This is a genomic window from Thalassobacillus sp. B23F22_16, from assembly GCF_043496955.1.
Taxonomy (GTDB): Bacteria; Bacillota; Bacilli; order Bacillales; family Halobacillaceae; genus Thalassobacillus; species Thalassobacillus devorans_A.
The window spans coordinates 94529-114842 of the sequence record NZ_JBIEKD010000004.1; the positions used below are offsets into that span (position 1 = coordinate 94529).

The following is a 20314-nucleotide window of genomic DNA, read 5'->3' on the forward strand; positions in this document are numbered from 1 at the left end:
CATGACGAAATTTGCTAAAAAACCAAAGATAAGCAGACACTTTTGGATCATTTATTTGTTGTCCATCGTCCTGCTTGCTTTCATTTGGTATTACGAATGGACGCTCGGTCTGTTGATGACATTACTGCTTACGGCATCTATCTATTATACAGTGCGTGCCGAACAGACGATGCTTCACGAAACCGAGGAATATATTACTACGCTTTCCTACCGGGTCAAAAAAGTCGGAGAGGAAGCGTTATTAGAGATGCCGATCGGGATTGTGCTGTTTAGTGAAGACTACCGCGTCGAGTGGACAAATCCCTATATGAATGATTTTTCCGGGGATGAAGAAACATTGGTGGGTCAATCATTGCAGGATTTATCCGAGGAGTTGGTTACTTGTATCAAAGAGGATAAAAATGAAGCCTGGATCCAAATTGGTGATTACGAGTTCCAGACTTTCATCAAAAAAGACGAACGGCTTTTATACCTGTTTGACCGGACCAAACAGTCAGAAATCCAGCATTTATATCACAATGAACAGACGGTACTGTCGATTATTTTCCTGGATAACTATGAGGAAATCACCCAGGGCATGGATGATACAGCCAAGAGTCATCTCAACTCCCAAGTGACGTCCATTTTGAATAAATGGTCAAACGAATATGGGATTTATTTGAAAAGAACTTCGCAGGAACGCTTCCTGGCCGTCATGAATCAGGAAATCCTCAATCAGTTAGAGAAATCGAAATTTGAAATATTAGATGAAGTCCGTGAGCTGATATCCAACCAGAACGTCCCATTAACTTTGAGTTATGGCATCGGTGTGGGACCTGTCAGCCTTCCGGAACTTGGGGAGCTGGCACAGTCCAGTCTTGACCTTGCACTCGGCAGGGGCGGCGATCAGGTTGCCATTAAAGATGATACCGGGAAAGTCCGCTTCTATGGCGGAAAAACGAATCCAATGGAAAAACGCACACGTGTACGTGCAAGAGTCATTTCTCATGCGTTGAAAGAGTTGGTTAAGGAAAGCGACCGTGTTTTAATTATGGGTCATAAAGCTCCGGATATGGATGCTGTCGGAGCCGCTATTGGTATTCTGAAAATCGCCCAGGCTAATGAAAAAGAAGGTTTTATCGTCATGGATGAAGATGAAATCGATACAGGCGTTGATAAAATGATCGATGAAGTGAGAGAAGACGACGAACTATGGTCTCATTTCATTTCACGGGAAGATGCTTTGGATATGGTCAATACCGAAACGCTGCTGGTCGTTGTTGATACGCATAAGCCCTCCATGGTGGTGGAAGAAAAGCTGTTAAGCAAGACAGAGCACGTCGTAGTGATCGATCACCACCGTCGTGCTGAAGAGTTTATATCCGATCCGACACTAGTCTATATGGAACCTTATGCATCATCCACGGCAGAATTGGTCACGGAATTATTAGAATACCAGCCGAAGAAGCTGAAGCTTTCGATGCTGGAAGCGACAGCACTTCTTTCTGGTATCATTGTCGATACGAAAAGCTTTACCCTGCGTACAGGATCCAGAACGTTCGATGCTGCTTCTTATTTACGTTCCAAAGGGGCGGATACCATCCTTGTTCAAAAGTTCATGAAAGAGGATTTGAACGTTTATGTACGGCGCAGTCAATTGATTGAACGTGCCGAAATTTATCGGGATGGCGTTGCTATAGCCACAGGAAATGAAGGGGAGACCTACGGACCTGTACTGATCGCCCAGGCCGCTGACACGCTGCTCACGATGAGTGGAGTGGTAGCTTCCTTCGTAATATCTGAACGAAAAGATGGACGCATCGGAATCAGTGCGCGTTCACTTGGGGATGTCAATGTTCAGGTGGTCATGGAACGTATGAGCGGGGGTGGGCATTTGACGAACGCCGCCACCCAATTAGAAGATACAACCATAAACGATGCAAAGGCATTGTTACAAGATATCATTGATGAATACTTTGAAGGAGGAACATCAGAATGAAGGTCATTTTCTTAGAAGATGTCAAAGGTAAAGGGAAAAAAGGCGAAGTTAAAAATGTATCCGATGGTTACGCGCGTAACTATCTGCTGAAAAATAACCTGGCTAAAGAAGCGACACCAGGTAACATGAAAGAACTCAAAGCTAAGAAAAATAAAGAAAAACAACTAGAACAGCAAGAATTAGAAGAAGCTGAAAAGCTGAAAGAAACACTGGCCGGACTTGAAGTGAAACTGACAGCGAAATCCGGTGATGGCGGCCGTCTATTTGGTTCAATCACAAGCAAGCAAATTGCCGATGAACTGAAAAAAACCCACAAAATCAAAATTGATAAACGTAAGATTGAGCTTGATAATCCAATTCGCACCCTCGGCTACACGAACGTACCTGTAAAACTTCATCCGGAAGTAACAGGAACGATCAAGGTGCATGTGGAAGAGCAATAATGCCATCCTTTTTTCTTCTAAAGGGGAGGAACAGCAAGTGAGTGAATTTTGGAATGATCGCACCCCGCCTCATAATATTGAAGCCGAGCAGGCGGTTCTCGGTGCGATCTTTTTAGAGCCTGAAGCTATGTCGACCGCAGCAGAGAAACTATTGCCTGATGACTTTTACCGGGCCAGCCATCAGCGTGTTTTTGAAGTGATGTTAACACTATCGGACCGAGGAGAACCGATTGACCTTGTTACTGTAACTACGGCATTATCCAATGCCAAGGTACTGGAGGAAGTCGGTGGCGTCTCTTATCTAAGTGACCTGGCCAATTCCGTTCCGACAGCTGCTAATATCGAATACTATGCCCGTATTGTCGATGAAAAAGCTATCTTAAGGCGGCTGATCAAGACAGCCACCGATATCGTTACTACCGGTTATTCTGACGAAGAAGATGTCGATAGCGTCCTGAATGATGCCGAGAAGAATATCCTGGATGTTTCCCAGCGGAAAAACTCCGGAGCCTTCAAGAACATTAAAGACGTTTTGATTGACGTTTATGACAATATTGAACAGCTTCACAACAATTCAGAAGGTGTTACCGGTATTCCGACAGGATATCGTGATTTGGATAAAATCACCTCTGGCTTCCAGCGTAATGATTTAATCATTGTCGCCGCCCGTCCTTCGATGGGTAAGACTGCATTCGCATTGAATATTGCTCAGAATGTCGCGATTAACACCGATGAAAATGTCGCTATTTTCAGCCTAGAGATGGGGGCTGATCAGCTTGTCTCCCGTATGCTATGCGCGGAAGGCAATATCGACGCCCAGAGGCTCCGCACAGGCAGTCTTGAAGCGGAAGACTGGGGAAAGCTGACGATGGCGATGGGAAGTCTCTCTAACGCTGGTATCTATATTGACGATACACCCGGAATCCGTGTCAGTGATATTCGTTCCAAATGCCGACGTTTAAAGCAGGAGAATGGGCTCGGTATGATTCTGATCGACTACTTGCAGCTGATTCAGGGAAGTGCCAACTCCAAAGAAAACAGGCAGCAGGAAGTTTCCGAGATCTCCCGTTCCTTAAAAGGGTTAGCCCGGGAATTGAATGTACCATTGATCGCATTATCCCAGCTATCCCGGGGTGTGGAATCCCGTCAGGACAAGCGTCCGATGATGTCTGACCTCCGGGAATCTGGAAGTATCGAGCAGGATGCCGATATCGTCGGCTTCCTATATCGGGAAGATTACTATGAACAAGAATCCGAGAATAATAATATCGAAATCATCCTTGCCAAGCAGCGTAACGGCCCGGTCGGAACGGTCGAACTTGCCTTTGTAAAACAATACAACAAGTTCGTCGACCTCGATCACCGTTACCAGGAAAGCGATATACCACCAGCCTGATGAAAAGGTGAGCACAACCAGTGCTTACCTTTTTTACATATTGCCCAGAATTTTTTCGTCAAGAAAACAGACGATACGACTAATAAAATAGAGGTAAGAATATCCAGTGGTCGGACTAGTGTCGAATGCCTGGTTTATCAATGGGAAAATCACGAACGAATATATCCGATGCAATTTTAATGTTCGGTTATTGGATTGACGGATGCTTTTTCTATTGGTACACTTACGAGTGTCTAAAAAAATTATCACATGAACTATAATCAATGGCGGAGGTGCCTTATGTCTTCAGTAGTTGTAGTAGGAACCCAGTGGGGAGATGAAGGAAAAGGTAAAATCACGGACTTTCTATCCCAAAATGCCGAAGTTGTAGCCCGTTATCAAGGCGGAAACAATGCAGGACATACAATAAAATTTGATGGTGTCACTTATAAGTTACACTTGATCCCATCCGGGATATTCTTTGATGATAAAATATGTGTGCTTGGCAATGGAATGGTAATCGATCCAAAGGCACTCATAGAAGAACTGGAATATTTACATGATAAAGGTGTATCGACAGCCAATCTGCGTATCAGCAACCGTGCCCATGTTATTCTACCGTACCATTTAAAGCTTGACGAATTGCAGGAAGAAGAAAAAGGCGCCAACAAGATTGGTACAACTAAAAAAGGTATCGGCCCTGCCTACATGGATAAAGCAGCACGTGTCGGTATCCGTATCGCCGATTTGATGGACAAGGATGCTTTTCATGAAAAGCTTGCGCTTAACCTGGAAGAGAAAAATCGCCATTTTGAGAAACTATACGATACAGAAGCGATGCACGTGGAAGATATCTTAGAGGAATACTACGAATATGGTCAGCAAATCAAGAAATATGTGTGCGATACATCTGTTGTCTTGAATGACAATCTTGATGAGGGACGTCGTGTCCTTTTTGAAGGGGCACAGGGAGTCATGCTCGATATCGATCAGGGTACCTATCCATTTGTTACTTCATCCAACCCGATTGCGGGCGGAGTTACCATTGGTTCTGGCGTTGGACCTACAAAAATCAAGCATGTGGTCGGCGTATCTAAGGCCTATACTACTCGTGTCGGTGATGGTCCATTCCCGACTGAGCTTGACGATGAAATCGGTGAACAAATCCGGGAAGTCGGCCGTGAATACGGTACAACAACCGGTCGTCCACGCCGTGTCGGCTGGTTTGACAGTGTGGTCGTACGTCATGCCCGCCGTGTCAGTGGACTAACCGATTTGTCCTTGAATTCGATTGATGTATTGACTGGAATAGAGACATTGAAAATTTGTACCGCTTACCGATACAAGGGCGAAATCATAGAAGAGTTCCCGGCAAGTTTGAAGGTGCTTGCAGAATGTGAACCCGTATATGAAGAAATGCCAGGATGGACAGAGGACATTACAGGCGTGAAAAGTCTCCATGAGCTTCCGGCAAATGCCCGCCATTATGTGGAACGTATCTCGCAGCTTACCGGGATTCCATTGTCGATTTTCTCCGTAGGCCCAGATCGTTCCCAGACCAATGTCGTTCGCAGCGTATACAGCGCAGATTGATCGTGTTAGGAAATAGAGAAGAGAGTCAGGAAGTCACTTCATTCGATTTCCCGACTCTCTCTTTTTATGGTTATAGCACTTCTTTTTCTTTTAACAAATTTCTAAAAAAACTATTGCCACTTTATCTATTATTATGATACGATTAACCACGTTGTCGAAAGCAAGCGAGTTTTGTCACTCATAAGTCACTACTGCATATTACTGCGTGGTATGAAGCCGTAACATCGCCATAAGCGTGACCAGAACCCCATCCAAACGAGTTGTACGAAGAACACAGATATGTGATCAAAGAGAAACTAATAATTTAATTACTATTATGGCTTGGTAGCTCAGTCGGTAGAGCAACGGACTGAAAATCCGTGTGTCGGCGGTTCGATTCCGTCCCAAGCCACTGCGAAGAAGAGGTCTGAAACGTTCAGGCCTCTTTTTTGCACTTTAAAAATTGAAATTGATTAAAAAGGATTAAAGTATAAGAAATACTAAGGATTTCGCAAAATTTCCGACAAGCCAAGTAGTTCTAACGTGTTGAAATAAAGTTGTAATGATATTGAAAAAATATTCGGACAATTGCTCCTCAACCCTTGATATCACTGTATTTAAAAAAACTGTCAAATAAAGCGTATTTTGCTAATGTTACCGGTATCTGCCATGGATATTATAAGTGTATTACAAATGCGGGTTTCCTGTTTCGACAACCTTCTACCTTATGATAGATTGATGAAGTGACAAAATTATTAAGCAAATTAGAGATAGAGATAAAGATGACTTGGGAGGATTTTCGTAGTGAGGGAAACACTTTTCAGAGGGAAACAGTCGTCAGGAAATACGGGTTTTTGGAAAAAATTAATGCTTACCTTCCTGTTCAGTACGGTGGTTTTAGTCCATCCTGCGGTCCAGGCGGAAGGTGAACTCTCCACTGTTTATCATGTGTATGTAGGAGAAGACTACATAGGTGCTGTTGATGATAAGGAAATGGTTGAACAAGTCATCGATGATCGTATCGATGAAGCGCAAGAAAAATATGAAAATATGAATCTTACCACATCGGATGAAATTAATTTTGTGGAAGAAAAGTTATTTGAACCGTCCAATGATAATGATCAAGTGACAGACGAAATTGAGAATGAACTTGATGTACAAGCAGAAGTGTACACGGTAGAAATAGACGGTGAAACAGTCGCTAACCTACCCGACAAGGAAGCTGCGGAAGATGTCGTCCATCAGTTGAAATTGGAATACACAGATGAATCTTCCCTGGATAAAGCAGAGTTAAACATGGAAAAAGAAGAAATTATTGAAAAACAATCCGATGGTCCAGCTGTAGTAGATGTATCGTTATCAGAAGATGTGTCTTTTAACAAGAATACAATAGATCCTGAAGAAGTTTCCACGGTAGAAGAAGCGGTGGATCTACTGAAGTCTGGAAAAGAAGTTGAAAAAGACCACACGGTGAAGGACGGAGAAACCATCAGTGAAATCATTGAAAAATATGATATGACGGAAGATGAATTTTTCAAGCTTAACGATGAGATTGAAAACAACGATGATCTTAAAGAAGATGACAAAGTTACCGTAACTGAAATGGAGTCTTATGTGGACGTTATCGTGAAAGAAGAAGAAATCAAGGAAGCGAAAATCGCATATGAGACAGAAACTAAGAATACAGATGAGCTTTATAAAGGCGAAACAAAAGTAGAGCAGAAGGGCTCTGATGGTACGACAGAAATCCATTATGCCGTTACGAAGGTGAATGGAGAAACAACCGAAACAGAGAAACTGGATGAAAAAACAGTAGAAGAACCGAAGAAAGAGATCATCCTCAAAGGTACAAAAGAGAAACCTGCTACAGGAGACGGCAAGTTTACCTGGCCGGCAGTAGGGGGAACCATCACCAGTAAGATGGGACAACGCTGGGGAAAAGCCCATAACGGCATTGATATCGCCGGAGTCAGCGACAAGACAATCAAAGCTGCTGATGGCGGCGAAGTCACCTATGCCCAGTTCAATAGTGGAGGGTATGGGAATAAAGTCGAAATCGATCATAAAAATGGGTATAAGACGACATACTCTCACTTAAGCTCCATCAGCGTAAGTGTCGGTGACAAGGTAGCTGCCGGTGACAAAATAGGCGTAATGGGAAATACCGGGAATTCCACGGGTGAGCACCTGCACTTTGAAGTGCATAAAAATGGCTCACCTGTAGACCCTTTGAAATATGTATCTAAATAAACCAAGAGGAAATCATAGCCGCGCGCAAGTATTTGCAGCGCGGCTATGTTATTGTATGAGTAAGTGTTTGCCTTAAAAAGACAATTGCATGAAAATGAGGTAAAATAAACTAGACGCATCAACTAAACTTGGATGGAAAAGGGATGTGAATTCAATGAGTCAAAAAATATTAGTAGTAGATGATGAAAAACCAATTGCAGATATCTTGAAATTCAACTTGGAAAAAGAAGGGTATACGGTAGTCTGTGCCCATGATGGCGATGAAGCGATCGAACTCGCAGATGCAGAGAATCCGGATTTGATTCTGCTTGATATTATGCTTCCGAATAAAGACGGAAACGAAGTCTGCCGGGAAGTCCGTAAAAAACACAATATGCCGATAATCATGCTGACAGCAAAAGATTCAGAAATTGATAAGGTGCTGGGACTTGAGCTTGGAGCGGATGATTATGTGACGAAGCCATTTAATAATCGGGAACTGATTGCCAGAGTGAAAGCGAACTTGCGCCGCCGTTTCCAGGAACCGGAAGACCCGGCAACCCAGTCGAAGGATATTAAAATCGGCCGTCTGGTCATCCACCCGGATGCTTATACGGTTACAAGAGATGGGGACTATATTGAGTTGACCCACCGTGAATTTGAATTGCTTCATTATCTGGCGAAACATATTGGGCAGGTAATGACGCGGGAACATTTGCTGGAGACTGTATGGGGTTATGATTATTATGGGGATGTACGTACGGTTGACGTTACCGTGAGAAGGCTGCGGGAAAAAATCGAGGAGAGCCCAAGTAATCCGACATGGATCGTTACACGACGTGGCGTAGGGTATTATTTACGTAATCCAGAGCAGGAGTAGTTTTCTATGAATAAAGTTGGCTTTTTCCAATCGGTCCGCCTGAAGATCATACTTGTTTACATTCTGCTTCTACTCTTAGGGATTCAGGTAATTGGAGCATATTTTGCACAAAACCTGGAGCAGAACTTAGAAGACAACTTTAAAAGTTCGATTAACGACCGGATCCAATGGCTGACCTACAGCCTTACCCAGTCTTTTGATGAAGAGCGGACCGAGGAAGATGACACCCTGGAAACAGATGTGCAGTCCATTATCGGTGATTTCGAAGTAAGTGATATTTCCGAATTGTACGTGGTGGATAATAACAGCCGGATTTTGGCCACTTATGGATATGGACAGCAGGATAATATCGGAAAGAAAACACGGGATTCTAACATCCAAAGCACGTTGCTGTTAGGGGAGTCCAGAGAAAAGATCGTTGTTAGTGAAGAAAATGACCGGATACTTGTTCGAACGTTTCCTATTATGGTAGATGGGGAAACGGTCGGCGCTATATATCTTGAAGCTGAAATGAATGAAATATACAAACAAATGCGTGAGATCAATGGCATTTTTGCCAACGGAACCTTAATTTCCCTTACCATCACTGCTTTATTGGGAATATTAGTAGCCCGGACGATCACCAAACCGATTACGGAAATGAGAAAGCAGGCTAAGAAAATGGCGGCCGGTGATTTCTCTCAGAAAGTAAATGTCTATGGATCGGATGAGATCGGTCAATTAGCTATAACATTTAATGATTTGAATGACAAAATTCAGCTTGCTCAAGCCACCACAGAGGGGGAACGGAGGAAGCTTAGTTCCGTATTGGCTAATATGTCGGATGGTGTCATCGCCACAGACAGGCTGGGAGCGATCACGCTGATGAATAAACCGGCTTCCCAGTTGATCGGTCGAAGCTTTGAAGACGTCCAGGGACAGTCCCTGATTGATGTATTGGATATCAATGATCAGATTACAGATATATCTGAAGTGCAGGATGCTGGCTCGATGCTGATAGACATGAGCACGGACGAGCAATACATGGTCCTTAAAGCCAATTTTTCTTATGTGCTCGATGAACGTCAGAATATGAATGGGTTTATTACAGTTATCAGTGATGTAACCGAGCAGGAAAAAGTAGAACGGGAACGCCGGGAATTCGTTTCCAATGTGTCTCATGAATTGCGCACTCCGTTGACTACGATGAGAAGTTACTTGGAAGCACTTACCGACGGTGCATGGCAGGATAAAGAGATTGCACCCAGGTTTCTCGACGTTACTCAAAATGAAACCGAGCGTATGATCCGCCTTGTCAATGATCTGCTTCAATTGTCGAAGATGGACAACCAAGGCCATGAATTAATCAAGGATCGTGTCGAATTTAACGGTTTCTACCATCATATTATCGATCGCTTTGAAATGAATGAACCGGAAGGGATTAAATTTGAAAGAAACCTTCCGAACGAAAAAGTCTATGTATGGATGGACAAAGATAAAATAACCCAGGTCATGGATAATATTATCTCGAACGCCATTAAGTATTCACCGGAAGGCGGAACCATTCGTTTTTATACCAAAACAGCTCACAATAAAATTCAAGTCAGTGTATCGGATGAAGGGATGGGCATTCCAGCTGAAAAGGTCGATAAAATCTTTGACAGATTCTATCGTGTTGATAAAGCCCGTACCCGTAAACTGGGAGGAACCGGTCTAGGACTTGCTATTGCCCGGGAAATGATTGAAGCCCATCATGGTCAGATCTGGGCGGAAAGCAAAGAAAATAAAGGTACGACCATCCACTTTACATTGCCGCTTGTAAAAAAGAAGCGGAGGGGTAATGCATGAATTTTGAAACCTTGAAGACGATCATTTTGTTTATACTGATTATGTTCAGTTTGTTTTTAACTGTCGCATTATGGAATTATCAGCCGAATCATGAAACCCAGGATGATGATCCGATTATCGAGAACACAAAAATTGAGAATGGACAGACACTGACAACCAGTGAGGTAATTGTTCCGAAAAATATAATATTCCATACCCTTTCAGGTGACTACAGCTATAAAAGCCCTGCAAGTAAACAACAATTATACAGACAAACCCAAAATTTTAATCTGTATAATTTTGAAACAAGTGAGACCGGATTCCCGGACAACCATGATATGACAGAATTCGTCTTACCTACGGAAATCCCTACAAAGATGATACCGAATTTGTTTAAAGTCAGTGACGACGAAAAGGTTAGTATACCGACCGGTAACTTTAAACATATCTTATTTATTTTAGATGAAAGCAATGAAGCGATCACCGAGGTTTTGTTTATTTCAGCTGATGGTGAACATACAGTCCGGGCACAAGTGCAGTCTACAGATGCCTATCAGACGATGGTTCAGGAACATCAATCCCTTGATAATAAAGTAGAGATGCTGTCTTATCAGAGAGAAGAAACCCGTCTATATATTCCAAAGAAGGAGGTCGTGCTGGCACGCCATGATATTTCTGTCAGTCCCGTCGGTACAGAACCTTTATTGAACACTCTGTTCGATGACGTATCGCGGGTAAAAAGCAGTATCAAAAGTGATGGGACTGAGATCTTTTCAGACTTTGATAGTGAGCTGAGAATAGCCCCGGATGAAAAGAGCGTGAAGTTGGAAAAGGCATTGACCAAAGAAGGTCTTCCTTTGGACACAGATGAGGTTATAAGCGAAAGCCTGTCCTTTATTAACGCTCATGAAGGCTGGACAGGTGACTATCATTTAAGTGACATATCTGACCAGCAGGTATCCTATCAAATGAATTACAATGGTTACCCGATCCTTGATAAAAGTAATTTGTCGGAAATCATGGTTAAGTATCGTCAGGAAGAATTATATATCTACCAAAGACCGTTGATCCATATTGCTGTCACCTATGATACAAACCAGGAGGAAGGCGGTAATGTTACACTGGCCTCGGGCGAAAATATTCTCGCCGAGTTGGAGAGTTCTAAACAGTTTAACGCACGCATGATTGAAGACATCCGGATTGGCTATAGCATGGTTCCTTCTGACAATGAATATGACGATGTCTATACAATGATGCCGAGCTGGTTTATTAAATATAATGGCAATTGGTATAACGTGGACCCTGATGATGAGAATTTTTCGGTCTTGAAAGGAGGGAATTAGAATGCAATGGGGGCAAATCAAAACACTGTTCATCCTGAGCTTTCTAATTCTCGACCTGTTTTTACTGCAGCAATTTTTAGGAAAGCAAGATGAAAACTTAGAACAAATTGAAGAAAGCACGCCAGCAGAAGAACAGCTTGCTTTAGAGAATATAGATTATTCCGAAATCCCTGAGGAGCAGGAAGATATCGCATTCATTAACGGAAGCCGTGCTGAATTTTCAGAAGAAGATATGGCTGCCATTGACAGCATTGAAGGCATCAGTCGCCCCGATTTTGATAATGATAATCTATTATATGTTCAATTTAATGACCCTATATCCATAGAAGATGATGATAGTAGTGAAGAGATCATGGATAAGGTGGATGACTACATTATCTATGGGGACCAGTATGCTTATTGGGGGAAAAACGAAGAACATGATGTTCTGCTATTTTTCCAGAAAAATAATAACCGGACGATTTATTTTAACGAAAGTGGCTTATTGATGTTTTTGGTTGAAGATGGAAGTATAACTGGTTATTATCAAACCATACTTGGCAATATTGAATCGGAAAATGAAAAAACGGAACTTGTGCAGCCGATTTCAGCTGTCTATCAGTTATATGATAATGGGGATATAGTATCAGGTGACAAAATTACGGATATGGTTGTCGGTTATCATTCTAAGACGAAGACGAATAAGGAAGATCCGACCGGTATTCAAGTATTTGCACCGACATGGAAAATCACTGTTAACAATGAAGAGATATATTTTGTCAATGCAACCGAGGGAAAAGTATTGGATATAGAAGAGGACGAGTTTATTTTAGATACAATGGAAACGGTTGAAGCTTCCATTCCTTTGAAAGAGGAAGAAGTAAAAGAAAACCCAACTCCGGGTGAAAGTAGCGAAAGTGATGATACGAATGAATAATATAGTTGGAGGGTCGATCTATGACCTTGAAGTTTAGTGTACTTGCTTCTGGAAGTACAGGAAACGCTTTTTATATAGAAACAGAGCATGAGAAAATTTTAGTTGATGCCGGCCTCAGCGGAAAAAAAATCGACCAGGCGATGACAGATGTCGGAATCAATCCCAAAGAATTGACCAAAATTCTGGTTACTCATGAACATAGTGATCATATCAAGGGATTGGGAATCATTGCACGAAAGTATAATCTGCCGATTTACGCCAATGAAAAAACGTGGCATGCAATGGAAGGATCCCTTGGTAAATTGACGCTTGATCAAAAATTTCATTTTGGAATGGAAGAAGTAAAGTCTTTTGGGGATCTGGACATAGAATCGTTTGGTGTTTCCCATGATGCTGCAGATCCGATGTTTTATACGTTCCGGCACAACGGAAAAAAAGTTTCACTTGTGACCGATTTAGGATATGTGTCAGAACGAATCAAAAAAATCGTTGAAGGTTCTGATGCCTATATTTTTGAGGCGAATCATGATGTAGACATGCTTCGGATCGGAAGATATCCATGGAATGTCAAACGGAGAATCCTTGGCGATTCTGGTCATGTATCCAATGAAGATTGTGCACTTGCATTGACCGATATCATAACTGATCGAACAAAGCGTATTTATTTAGCCCATTTAAGTCAAGATAACAATATGAAAGATCTTGCTCGCATGTCTGTCAGCAATTTGCTGACAGAAAGAGGATTTGAACTGGATTCTCGTATCGAACTTCATGACACGGATCCAAATCAGCCGACACCTTTATATGTAGTGGGATCATAAGCAGTTCCTGGAAACAAGCCAGGTTTTACTAAGGTATTCCAATACAAATAGAAAGGAATGGGTGAGCCGATGGGTTATTATGACGACCATTCTTCACAGACGCGTCATCAGCCAAAGAAGAAAAAAAACTGGGCGATGCCAGCTGTCGTGGGAATCATCTTGGGCGCTGTCTTAATGATATTAGCGATGCCGGCATTGATCCAGTCAGATTTGCTTCCTTATGATTTGTCAGGCGCAGAAGATGAAAACCGAATTGTCGATGAAGATCAGAACATTTCGGGCAACACGCAAAGTGTTGAAGTAGATGTCACTACCCAAGTCACAGAAATTGTAGAAGACGTCGCGCCAGCTGTCGTCGGGGTGGTCAATTTGCAATCACGATCTAATTTTTGGCAGGAGCAGGAAGAAGGGGAAGCAGGCACTGGTTCCGGAGTCATCTATAAAGTGGATGGTGACACAGCCTATGTTGTCACAAACCACCATGTAATCCAGGGAGCCGATAAAGTCGAAGTCGCTCTTGCTAATGAGAGCAGAATTACAGCAGAAATCGTCGGCAGTGATTTATTTACAGACTTAGCGGTTCTAAAGATGCCTTCTGGGGAAGTGGAAAAAGCTATTCCAATCGGCAAGTCGGAAAATATCAAGGTCGGCGAGCCGGCAATCGCGATTGGAAGTCCATTAGGTTTGCAATTCTCCGGGTCTGTCACAAAGGGGATTATCAGTGGCAAGCAGCGCGCAATTCCACAGGATTTTAATGGTGACGGGGAAGCGGATTGGCAGGCGGATGTCATTCAGACGGATGCAGCGATCAATCCTGGTAATAGTGGAGGGGCCCTGATCAATATTGAAGGCCAGTTGATTGGTATCAATTCCATGAAAATTGCCCGTTCTGCTGTGGAAGGTATCGGTTTTGCCATTCCGATTGATGAAGCGAAACCGATCATTGATGAATTAGAAAACGAAGGGCAAGTGACTCGTCCATTCCTTGGAGTAGAGGCATATTCAATTTCCGATGTACCAAGAGGAGAACGCTCGGATACCTTGAACCTTCCGGAAGATGTAGACAGCGGCGTTTATATCCGTACCGTAGAACCAATGTCCCCAGCTTCTAAAGCGGGATTGGAGCAATTAGATGTTATCACGGAGCTGGATGGAGAACCGATCCAGAATATCATCGAGTTGCGTCAGCACCTGTATCATGACAAAAAAGTAGGCGATGAAATGACGGTTGCGTTCTACCGGAATGGGGAGCAACAGGAAACGACAGTCACACTCGTCTCACAAGAAGATTTTTAAAGCAAGTTAAACTGTCTCTTTTAAAAAAGAGGCAGTTTTTTCTATGATATTATCCACAACTTGTTAGTAACATGAGGATAAATGATATATATATAGTAGCGAACATGAATTCCTATACTAAATAACTGGTATGACCTGTGAATATGTGAATAAGTTCTGTGCATAACCTGTTTTGTGTTGGGGGTTTTATGTGAATAAGTTAAAATTAACAAGGATTGTTAATAAGTTTGTGGATAATTGTTAGTAACTCTCAGAAAAATTAAAATTTTTCCACTTGTGGATGAGTTTTTATATGAATTTGTGTAGGATAGTATTAAACATTTTCCTATATCCACTTATTAAAAGGAGAATTTCATGGAATCCTTTACGCAAGATGTCGTGAAAATCGTTTCGACGATTCCCCCAGGGAAAGTTATGACTTATGGGCAAATCGCAAGGCTGGCAGGGAGCCCGCGCGGAGCGAGACAAGTCGCGCGTATTCTTCACTCCATGAGTCGAAAGTACAAGCTGCCCTGGCATCGTGTTGTCAATGCACAAGGGAAAATCGTCATTCGTGATGAAGCCGGGAGTGAAGTCCAGCGCCTCTCTCTGGAGAGTGAAGACGTGCCAGTAACAGAAGCGGGTCGGGTTAATTTAGAACAGTACCAACACCATCCAGAAGTTTAATAAAAACAATTTTTAGGAAGACAATAATTAATAAGGAGTGAAGGAGGTAATTTTATGAAGGATCGATTGATACCTGTTACATCGATTTCCAGTGGTATTGAACAGCCTTTAACGCCGGATATACATTGTCTACCTATCCAAGTGGTCAACGTTTGCTTTGTGGGAAGTCCTGTTCATCCGCACGATTGGGTGCTTGTAGATGCCGGCATGCCGAAATCGGCAGATGACATATTAGCGACGGCTCAGGAGTTATATGGTGAAAATAACAAGCCGAAAGCAATTATTCTTACGCACGGTCACTTTGATCACGTGGGGGCGGTAGAAGAGCTGGTGGAGCATTGGGATGTACCAGTATATGCTCATGAGCTGGAGATGCCTTATCTCACTGGTGAAATGGATTACCCGGAGCCTGATACAAGTGTCGAGGGCGGAATGGTAGCTAAAATGTCCCGCATGTTTCCGAATGAGGGAATCGACCTTGGCTCACATGTGCATCCACTTCCTGCCGATGGCAGTGTCCCGCATATGCCGGGCTGGCAATGGGTCCATACCCCGGGCCACACACAGGGGCATGTCTCTTTCTTCCGGGAGTCGGACCGTTCACTGATTGTCGGAGATGCTTTTATTACCGTGAAACAGGAATATTTATTTAAAGTGCTGACCCAGGAACAGGAAATCAGCGGGCCGCCGCGTTACCTGACAACAGACTGGGATACCGCCTGGGAGTCGGTTCGGAAACTTGAAGCTTTGAAGCCGAATTTGGCAGTCACTGGTCATGGTTATCCAATGGCCGGGGAAGAATTGACCGAGAATTTAGCAAAACTGAATCGCGAATTTGATACGATTGCCATCCCTGACCATGGGAGGTTTGTGGATAATGACGATAAATAAGCCGGGACGTAGCGCCCCGGCTTTTTATAATTAGAATGATTTTTTAAAAAGCGCAAATCAAATTCGTAGTTTAAGTTATTCTGACTCCTTGGCTTCATCAGTGAATAATTTTATGGTTGGCTTACCGCCTTTGCCACGGTAGATTCGCTCGATATAATCCTCCGTGATCGCCTTGATATCTTTATACATGAACAATACAGGGATAATGTTGAAAACGACGACAGCAGCCAGCAGTAAATCAAGGAACTGCCATACGAACTGCAGGCCTCCGATTGCCCCGAGGTAGATGGAGATCACATAAACGATCCGCATGCCTTTTGAAAACTTCAGCCCAAACAGGTACTCCGCCTGTTTTTCTCCGAAGAAAATGACGACACTTACCGTTGTGAATACAAAGAACAATAGGAAAAGAGCGACAAAAGCTCCGCCGAACTGCTCGCCGAATACATCCCCGAAGGCTACGTTGACCATGTTGGCGGAGTTATCAGCACCGATCTCTTTCCAGGCGCCAGAGGTGAGCACGGTGAGGCCAGTTACAGTGCAAATGACGATGGTATCGACGAAAACACTGAAAATGCCCCACAGTGCCTGTTTACTCGGATGATCCGTCTGGGCGGCAGCATGGGCAACGGGTCCCGTTCCTAGCCCGGCTTCATTGGAGTAAAGACCACGGGCAATCCCCCAGCGAAGCGCCTGAGCAATTCCAGCCCCGGCAAAACCACCGGCAGCGGAAATAGGAGTAAAGGCATGGGCGAAAATCAATCCGAAAACACTTGGGATCGTTTCGATATTGGCAAAAATGACGATAAAACAGATAAGTAAATAGGAAATCACCATGAATGGAACGAGTTTATCGGTCACTTTACCGATTCGTTTGATGCCGCCAAAAACAATGATACCAATCAGGATGGTGATGGCTATTCCGGTGATCCATGCGGGCCAGCCAAAAGCTCCTTCGACTTGGGTGGTAATGGAATTGGACTGGACCATGACACTTGGGATAATTTCAATCATGAGGAAAAAGGCGAATAAGGCCGCGATTTTGTTCCAGCCAAGTCCCTTTTTGATGTAATATTGTGGTCCGCCGACCCAGACCCCTTCTTTATTCAATTCGCGGTATTTCAGGCCGAGGAGAATTTCAGAATAGCGGGTAGCCATGCCGATCAAAGCGACCATCCACATCCAGAATAGTGCACCCGGTCCGCCCATGGCAATGGCAAGAGGCACCCCGACGATATTGGTCGCTCCTGCCGTGGAAGCAAGGGCTGAGGTGAATGCCTGAAACGGCGTGATGGTGCCTTCGTGTTTATTTTTCTTGAAAATCTGGCCAACTGTACGCTGGAGTACATGGCCGAAAAAACGGAATTGGAAAAACTTGAGCTGAACGGTTAAAAAGATACCGCCGATAATGAGAATAATAGCTAATACGTACGTCCAGAGGAAGTTAGAGATATCAGCTACCCCTGTTTCGATCAAGGACATCAGGTTTTCCATAGGTAAGCTCCTTCCAGGTTGTCGGTAATTAATACTTGCTTACCCGATTTCTTGATTGGTAAAGCGTAACAAATTTACCAGTAATATAGGAGGGTGGACCTGGAAGGAAGAGGATGATAGTCGGGACGGAGAGGGATTAAGACACAAAAAAAGGACCCCATATAGGAGTCCTTTTTGTAACGTCAATTATTTTTGAACGTTAGCAGCTTGAGGTCCACGTTGACCTTCTTCGATATCAAAAGTTACTGCTTGGCCTTCTTCTAGAGTTTTGAAGCCTTCGCCTTGAATAGCAGAGAAGTGAACGAATACATCGTCTTGTCCTTCTACTTCGATGAAACCGAAACCTTTTTCTGCGTTAAACCATTTTACTGTACCTTCTACCATGGTAATTCCTCCTGTGTGGCTATGCCACTTTGTATTACTCTTCTTGCTCTTCATATTCATTCAAGACGAAAACATTTTTCTTCTTTCACTCATATCCGAACAATAATAAGTGCTCTAAGCATAGCATCTGGGCTTAGGAAAAGCAAGTAATCCGCCAAAAAACTTTTGTATAAGTGCGATTCCGACATTTTTCGAGGCGTTATTAGCCTGATTCATCCATTAGTCATAGTTTTCCAAGTGTCGTTAGGGAATTCGCAATGCGATGATTGTATGAATTTAACATTTTTCGCATGCTGGTATAGACGTCTATGCTGCGGGGTTGGTATTCTTAGCCTTAATAACTCATGAAGGAGGGGAGCATTACCGCTGGAAAATTGTCTTTACTAATAGAATGGAGGTCTTAAAATTGAAAAAAATACTAGCTTCACTCAGTTGTTTTATGCTTGTTTTTTCACTTTTGCTTCCTGCCGCTACTGCTAAGACAAGTCAGAAAGAGCAATTCCAACATCCAGATCCACAATCAGAAAAGGCACAAAAAGGAATGATTAAGCGGATGATCGCTCAAATGACGGATCGGGAGAAAATCGGCCAGCTGGTAATGCCTTCTACTTTCGACAACGGATCAGGTATGCCAAATGAGTTTACCAAACAGGCAATTCAGGAGTATAAAGCGGGTTCCGTCATCGTGTATGGTGGACGAACAGCTGAACACCAGGCCGCCTACAACAATCAGTTGCAGGAATGGGCCGCGGGAACAGAAAAGGCGATTCCTTTGATCATTTCTGCTGACCTGGAATATGGTGCGTCTCAACGCGTACCTCAAGATGCCACTACATTTCCAAGACAAATGGGAATTGGAGCGACGGACAGCCTGGAATATGCCGAGCTGGTGTCCAGTATCACGGGAAAAGAAGCAAGAGCGATGGGGTTCAATTGGAACTATTCCCCCGTTGCTGATGTAAACACCAATCCGGAGAATCCGGTAATTGGCGTGCGTTCCTTTGGAGAAGATACAGACCTGGTAGCGGATATGACCGCTGCGCAAGTGATTGGAAACCAGAAAGAAGGGGTCATGGCTTCTGCCAAGCATTTCCCGGGACATGGGGACACCAGTGTCGATTCCCATTATGGGATAGCACAAGTCACATATGATCGTGATACCTTGGATAAAGTCCATTTGCCTCCTTTCCAGGCAGCGATAGATGCTGGGACGGATTCCATTATGACCGCCCATGTCATTATTGATGCTATCGATCCAGAGCTTCCTGCTACGCTATCCAAAAAAGTCCTAACAGATCTTTTAAGGGACGAGATGGGCTTTGACGGGTTGATTGTAACAGACGCGATGAGCATGAAAGCTATTGATGATAATTGGGGAGCAGGAAACGCTGCTGTTCTTGCCATCAATGCCGGAGCCGATATCATCATGGCGACTGGAAACCAGGAGGACCAGCTGGAAACCTTCGAAGCACTTTATGGAGCTTATCAGACAGGTGAAATCACAAAGAAGCGGGTGCATGAATCGCTGGAGCGGATTTTGGCTAAGAAGTTTAAATACAACCTGTTTGAAGAACGTACGGTAGACCCTGAAGAAGCTTTGGAAATAACCCAGACACCTGCTCATAAAGAGGCAGCATCTGACATAGCAATCAACTCGATGACACTATTAAAAAATGAGGGCGTGCTCCCTTTTGATAATCAATCCCAAGAGATAACTTTGGTTGCCGGAACTACCTATATTAATCAAATAGGAGAAAAGGTCAGGGAGAAGTCTGAAGGAGACGTTACCACTTGGAATGCCTCCAGTGCTGATCCAGGCGAGACAGAAATAGGACAGGCTATAGAGTTGGCAGAGGATGCCGACCGGATCATCGTTCCTACTTATTCTGCAAGCGTCCTGCCAGAAGGGCAAGTGAATTTGGTAAAAGAGCTGCGTGAGACTGGTAAGCCAGTGGCCGTCGTTTCACTTGGTCTCCCTTATGATATAAAAGAATTTCCGGAAGTAGATGCCTATCTGGCTTCTTATGCACTGGATCGCTGGGGTACAGCGAACCCTACAGCCTGGACAGGTGCTGTAGATGTCATCTTTGGCGAAAATCCTGGCGGTAAGCTGCCGGTGAATATTGAAGGATTATACCCAATGGGATCGGGCTTATCTTATGAATAATTCAACAAGTGGAATGTAGTACCTCTAATAAAAAAACGGCGTGTCCTCCCTGA

General features: G+C 43.5%; 16 protein-coding genes and 1 tRNA gene. 15 read left to right on the forward strand and 2 right to left on the reverse strand.

Annotated features, from left to right (window positions below):
* Position 1 precedes the first annotated feature (1 nt).
* The 14 genes from ACGTNI_RS05350 to ACGTNI_RS05415 all read left to right on the forward strand — a co-directional run bounded on the left by ACGTNI_RS05350 (position 2) and on the right by ACGTNI_RS05415 (position 16216).
* Entirely contained in the window at positions 2-1978 is a 1977-nt protein-coding gene (locus tag ACGTNI_RS05350; RefSeq protein ID WP_394460531.1) for a DHH family phosphoesterase, read from the forward strand.
* Positions 1975-2421 (forward strand): 50S ribosomal protein L9, encoded by a 447-nt coding sequence (rplI, locus tag ACGTNI_RS05355; protein ID WP_085506611.1) that lies wholly within the window; start codon positions 1975-1977, stop codon positions 2419-2421. The genes ACGTNI_RS05350 and rplI overlap by 4 nt, the downstream gene beginning before the upstream one ends.
* A 37-nt stretch (positions 2422-2458) precedes the next feature.
* Positions 2459-3817 (forward strand): replicative DNA helicase, encoded by a 1359-nt coding sequence (dnaB, locus tag ACGTNI_RS05360; protein ID WP_062443552.1) that lies wholly within the window; start codon positions 2459-2461, stop codon positions 3815-3817.
* Positions 3818-4096: 279 nt separating this feature from the next.
* A complete protein-coding gene (locus tag ACGTNI_RS05365) occupies positions 4097-5389 on the forward strand; it encodes an adenylosuccinate synthase (protein WP_085506610.1) in 1293 nt (430 codons plus the stop codon).
* Positions 5390-5707: 318 nt separating this feature from the next.
* Positions 5708-5780: transfer RNA gene (locus ACGTNI_RS05370), tRNA-Phe, on the forward strand.
* Between the two features lie 392 nt (positions 5781-6172).
* The gene (locus ACGTNI_RS05375; protein ID WP_394460534.1) at positions 6173-7618 is read left to right on the forward strand and encodes a peptidoglycan DD-metalloendopeptidase family protein; all 1446 of its coding nucleotides are present in this window, start codon (positions 6173-6175) and stop codon (positions 7616-7618) included.
* A 154-nt stretch (positions 7619-7772) separates the two neighbouring features.
* Positions 7773-8477 carry a response regulator YycF gene (yycF, locus tag ACGTNI_RS05380; protein ID WP_062443543.1) on the forward strand — a complete coding sequence of 235 codons (705 nt, stop codon included), beginning with the start codon at positions 7773-7775 and terminating at the stop codon, positions 8475-8477.
* 6 nt (positions 8478-8483) lie between these two features.
* Positions 8484-10304: a cell wall metabolism sensor histidine kinase WalK gene (walK, locus tag ACGTNI_RS05385; RefSeq protein WP_085506608.1), complete on the forward strand. Its 1821-nt coding sequence runs from the start codon at positions 8484-8486 to the stop codon at positions 10302-10304.
* Positions 10301-11626 carry a YycH family regulatory protein gene (locus tag ACGTNI_RS05390; protein WP_394460536.1) on the forward strand — a complete coding sequence of 442 codons (1326 nt, stop codon included), beginning with the start codon at positions 10301-10303 and terminating at the stop codon, positions 11624-11626. Before walK ends, ACGTNI_RS05390 begins: the two co-directional genes overlap by 4 nt.
* 1 nt (position 11627) lies before the next feature.
* On the forward strand, positions 11628-12542 hold the full coding sequence (locus ACGTNI_RS05395) for a two-component system regulatory protein YycI (protein WP_394460538.1): 915 nt from the start codon (positions 11628-11630) through the stop codon (positions 12540-12542).
* Positions 12543-12562: 20 nt separating this feature from the next.
* On the forward strand, positions 12563-13363 hold the full coding sequence (locus ACGTNI_RS05400; RefSeq protein ID WP_394460540.1) for an MBL fold metallo-hydrolase: 801 nt from the start codon (positions 12563-12565) through the stop codon (positions 13361-13363).
* Positions 13364-13432: 69 nt separating this feature from the next.
* Complete coding sequence (locus ACGTNI_RS05405) at positions 13433-14659, forward strand: S1C family serine protease (protein WP_394460542.1); 1227 nt, start codon at positions 13433-13435, stop codon at positions 14657-14659.
* 354 nt (positions 14660-15013) lie between these two features.
* On the forward strand, positions 15014-15325 hold the full coding sequence (locus ACGTNI_RS05410; protein ID WP_394460544.1) for an MGMT family protein: 312 nt from the start codon (positions 15014-15016) through the stop codon (positions 15323-15325).
* Positions 15326-15379: 54 nt separating this feature from the next.
* On the forward strand, positions 15380-16216 hold the full coding sequence (locus tag ACGTNI_RS05415) for an MBL fold metallo-hydrolase (protein WP_394460546.1): 837 nt from the start codon (positions 15380-15382) through the stop codon (positions 16214-16216).
* Positions 16217-16291: 75 nt separating this feature from the next.
* Here ACGTNI_RS05415 and ACGTNI_RS05420 read toward each other — a convergent pair whose 3' ends face one another.
* Positions 16292-17710: an alanine/glycine:cation symporter family protein gene (locus ACGTNI_RS05420; protein WP_394460548.1), complete on the reverse strand. Its 1419-nt coding sequence runs from the start codon at positions 17708-17710 to the stop codon at positions 16292-16294.
* Positions 17711-17896: 186 nt separating this feature from the next.
* Positions 17897-18094: a cold-shock protein gene (locus tag ACGTNI_RS05425; RefSeq protein WP_062443511.1), complete on the reverse strand. Its 198-nt coding sequence runs from the start codon at positions 18092-18094 to the stop codon at positions 17897-17899.
* 406 nt (positions 18095-18500) lie between these two features.
* Between ACGTNI_RS05425 and ACGTNI_RS05430 the strand changes: the two genes are divergently transcribed.
* Positions 18501-20261, forward strand: a complete 1761-nt coding sequence (locus tag ACGTNI_RS05430; RefSeq protein ID WP_394460551.1) for a glycoside hydrolase family 3 protein — start codon at positions 18501-18503, stop codon at positions 20259-20261.
* Positions 20262-20314: the final 53 nt, after the last annotated feature.